Source organism: Hyalangium sp. (genome assembly GCF_035629615.1).
In the GTDB taxonomy this organism is placed as follows: Bacteria; Myxococcota; Myxococcia; order Myxococcales; family Myxococcaceae; genus Hyalangium.
Genome location: NZ_DASPHO010000114.1, coordinates 1 through 4232 on the forward strand (window position 1 = coordinate 1; position 4232 = coordinate 4232).

Annotated in this window: 1 protein-coding gene and 2 pseudogenes; 2 read left to right on the top strand and 1 reads right to left on the bottom strand. The window is 66.8% G+C overall.

The window, feature by feature from the left end; translation table 11 throughout:
- Positions 1-723, bottom strand: a pseudogene (locus tag VD972_RS05425) (thrombospondin); the annotation flags it as partial.
- Between the two features lie 721 nt (positions 724-1444).
- On the opposite strand from VD972_RS05425, the gene VD972_RS05430 reads away from it, so the two are divergent.
- Both VD972_RS05430 and VD972_RS05435 read left to right on the top strand, forming a co-directional pair.
- Positions 1445-3664: a M4 family metallopeptidase gene (locus VD972_RS05430; protein WP_324981785.1), complete on the top strand. Its 2220-nt coding sequence runs from the start codon at positions 1445-1447 to the stop codon at positions 3662-3664.
- Between the two features lie 218 nt (positions 3665-3882).
- Positions 3883-4232: pseudogene (locus VD972_RS05435) on the top strand (hypothetical protein); the annotation flags it as partial.

Here is a 4232-nt window from a genome sequence, read left to right on the forward strand (position 1 = left end):
GTCCTCGGCGCCGTCGCTCACCCCGTCTCCGTCGGAGTCCGGGTTGCTCGGATCCGTAGTCGTGGTGGGATCCTGGTCCGGCTTGAAGCTGGTGCAGTTGGTCGTGTCCGGGTTGGTGGTGACGCCCAGCTCGATCCCGTCCACGATGCCGTCACCATCGCTGTCCGCCTTGCGCGGATCGGACTCACCCGCATCCAGCACGCCGTTGGAGTTCTGGTCCTCGCCCTTCGCGGTCCCCGCAGTCGGACCATCGATCAGCCCATCGCAGTCCGTGTCCTTGAGCAGCGGATGGGTCTCGGTGTCATCCGCCTTGCCGTTCGTGTTCACATCCTCCATGCCGTCCTTCAGGCCGTCACCGTCGCTGTCCGGCTTGAGCGGGTCCGTCTTCAGCACGGCGCTCGCGTCCTTGGGCAGGGTGCAGCTGGTCCCGGACACGACCGTGTCGATGCCCAGCTCGAGCCCGTCCGGCAGCCCGTCCAGATCCGTGTCCTTCAGGCCAGGGTTCGTCTTCTGGCCACCGCCGCGGTCCGTCTCGAACTCGACCTTGTCACTCAGGCCGTCACAGTCCGTGTCCTTGGTGGCGTTGTTCGGATCGTTCGGATCCGTGGGCAGCGGCGTCGGATCAATCGGCTCCGGGGGCTCGGGATCCGAGCCGCCGCAAGCGGCCACAGTCACCAGCATTGACGCGAGCAACGTGGCTTGAAGCAGTCTTCGTATCTTCATACTGAGGGGGCCTCCACATCAGAGAGACTCACGCGCTGGGATCCAGCCCTCCTGGCGCGGAGGCCTTCAACGATACGCCCCAAGGCTCTTGCTGCAATGTGCTCCATTGAGGGTTTCATTGACGTCAGGATTTTACGTCCGCGCCCAAGCAATGCTTCCAACGCGAGCGCGAAATTCCGTGCAGCACAGCGCACTCCACCCAGGGACTGAGCAGTCAGGCATCCCGTGGCAGGCGGCGATGATGTTCATGAGATGACACCTCCACGAGTGACGGGCTCCTCAGGTCCTCGAGGCTGCCGCTCGCCATCCGTTGCACGGGCCTGCCCTCCAAGAGCCCGCGGCTCGTCAACCGCCTCGTCGAGGAGCGGGACGGGACCCTGCTCGCTGCGCACGCGCTCCTCCTCACCGGCCAGCTGCCTCGCTGGGACGCGCGAGACTTCCTCCCGGCCCTCGTCGCGGCCTTCGACAAGCTCGACGCCGCCGAGGGTTCGATCGCCGCGTGTACCTGGCGGGCCTCTCCATCCAATGGAGGGTAGGCGCCAGCGTGCGCTCCGCGAGCGCGAGGCCTCTGCTCCCTCCAGGATCTGACGGGAAGCACCCGCACATACGCCGACTTCGACTCACTGGAGCCCCAACTAAAAACCTCAATTTCCAAGTTTCCAATTGATCCGCCACTTACAGCTGTGTCAATAAAATCTTCTTCTCCATCGTTGAGGTGATGATGAGCAATCGGCTCTTGAAGGCGGTCTGTGCGGCATGGCTCGGTGCGAGCCTGGCGGCGTGCGGTTCCATGCAGGAAGAGGCAGCGCCGGTGCTCCCGGCCAAGGACGTGGACATCCGCTCCGCGCTGGCCCGGTTCGAGCAGGCTCGGGTGGTGGCCAACACGGATGAAGGAGTGCCCTACTACATCGAGGGCCGGCTGGGAGAGGTGCCCCGGCTCTCGGCGCAGCGCGCGCGCGCCGATGGAGAGGCGGCCCGGGTGGCGCTCAACGACATCGCCCCGGCGTTCCGGCTCAACAGCAACGATCTGGTCTTCCGGAAGGGCTCGGTGGACAGCCAGGGCCACCAGCACCTGCGCTTCCAGCAGACGCTGAACGGCCTCAAGGTCGTGGGCGCCGAGCTCGTCATGCACGTGGATCCGGAGGGCCTCGTCTACGCGGCCAACGGCTCGGCGCGCGGGGGCGGGAACGTCTCGGCCCAGGCGAAGGTGGCTCCCGAGGCGGCGAGCCAGGCGGCCGTGCTCGGCTCCAGCGCGAGCGGTGCCAAGACCGAGGGCGTCCCGACCCTGGTCTACCTGCGCCCTGAAGGCAGCGAGGAGCTGAGGCTGGCCTGGCAGGTGCGGGTGAAGAGTGGCCCGCTCGCCACCGCGCCCGTGGATGATCTCATCTACGTGGATGCGCAGCGTGGCATGGTCCTGGCGACCCACCCGCAGCTCCACTCCGCGCTCAACCGCAGGGTGTACTCGGCGAACAACGGCTCCAGCACGCCGGGCACGCTCAGGCGCAGCGAGGGCCAGGCCCCGGTGGGCGATGCTCACATCGACATGAACTACGACCAGCTGGGCGTCACGTACAACTGCTACCACACGCTCTTCGGCCGCGACTCGTACGACAACGCGGGCGCCGCGCTGATCAGCACCGTGCACTACGGCAGCAACTACGTGAACGCCTACTGGGACGGCACGCAGATGGTGTACGGGGACGGCAACGGCGTGGACTCCATCGAGCTGGGCAAGGACCTGGACGTGACGGTCCACGAGCTGAGCCACGCGGTGACGGACAGCGAGTCGGACCTCATCTACTCGGGCGAGTCCGGTGGCCTGAACGAGAGCTACTCGGACATCTTCTCCGGGGTGTGCGAGAGCTGGTCGCGCGGCTGGGCGGTGGACGCGGACATCTTCAAGGTTGGCGAGGACATCTGGACGCCGGGCACGGCGGGGGACGCCCTGCGCTACATGGATGACCCGGCGCTGGACGGCGACTCGCTGGACTTCTACGGGGACTACGCCGGGCAGGACGTGCACTACAGCTCGGGCATCAGCAACCTGGTGTTCGCGATGCTCTCCAAGGGCGGCACGCACCCGCGCGGGAGGACGAGCATCAACGTGACGGCCATTGGCCCGGAGAAGGCCGGCCGCATCTTCTACAAGGCGAACACGGACCTGTTCACGGCGAGCACCACCTTCGAGCAGGCGAAGACGTACACGGTGCAGGCGGCGCAGGCGCTGGGCTACGACGCGGCCACCGTGCAGGCGGTGACGGACGCGTGGCTGGCGGTGGGCGTGCCTCCTCCGCCGCCGGTGACGACGCCGCTGACCAACGGCGTGCCGGTGAGCAGCCTCTCGGGCAGCACGGGCAACAAGAAGTACTACACGCTCGAGGTGCCGGCCGGGCAGTCCAGCCTCTCGTTCCAGACGAGCGGCGGCACGGGTGATTTGGATCTCTACGTGCGGTTCGGCTCGGTGCCGAGCGCCAGCGCCTATGACTGCCGGCCGTACACGAGCGGCAACGCGGAGACATGCTCCTTCACCAACCCGCAGGCGGGCACGTGGTACGTGATGCTGAACGCCTACTCCTCCTACTCGGGCGCGAGCCTCAAGGGCACGTACGGCGGCGGCGGTGGGGGCGGTGGCACGCCGGTGACGGACACGGCCAGCGGCACCGTGGCGAAGAACGAGAACGACCGCTTCGGACCGTACAGCGTGGTGCCCGGCACCCAGTTCAAGGTGGTCATGACAGGCACGAGGAACCCTAACCTGTATGTCCGGTTCGGCTCGGCCCCCACCACGAGCGTCTATGACTGCCGCCCGAGCCTCTCGGGCGCGTCCGAGACGTGTGACTTGACGGTGCCCGCGGGCCAGAGTGCTGCGCACATCATGGTTCGCGGCGCGGGCTCGGGCACTGCCAGCTACAGCCTGACCATCAACTACACGAGGCCATAGCCTCGGTGGACGGTGGGAGTTGAAGGACGGGCGGCTCTCGCAAGGGGGCCGCCCGTCGTGCTTCATTCCGGGTGAACTGGATCATTGCCATGGGACAGCACCGCCTGCGGTGAATCGAAGTGCGCTGACGCCAGCACGGCAACTCTCTCTCTCATTTTCCGATAACCGGAGTGGCCCGCACTTCGCGAGCGGGTTTCCCCCTATCCCCCGGAGTCTTCATGCAGCTCTCTGTCCGTGCGGCACTGGCCACTTCACTCGCCGTCACTCTCCTGGCTTCATCCCAGGCGCAGGCCACCAACTACACGCTGTGGATCCACGGAAAGAACGGCGGTGGGACGCAGGCCGGCAACTATGCCGACTTCTCCAACTGGGGCCCCAGCTCCACCGCGGCCGGCGTGAACAAGAAGGCCGTCAACTGGGACGGGCGCCAGGCGATCGGCGGCCAGAACTACCGCATCCGCGATGCCCTGGACTGCTTCTGCACCGGGAGCAACTGGTGCTACATCGCCGTGCACAGCGCGGGTGATCTGCAGATTGGCTACGCGCTGTCGCTGTACGGCGGCTCGGC

Bases quoted from the DNA above. Each gene is read 5' to 3' on its own strand.
- VD972_RS05430 (WP_324981785.1), top strand. From the start codon at position 1,445: ATGAGCAATCGGCTCTTGAAGGCGGTCTGTGCGGCATGGCTCGGTGCG.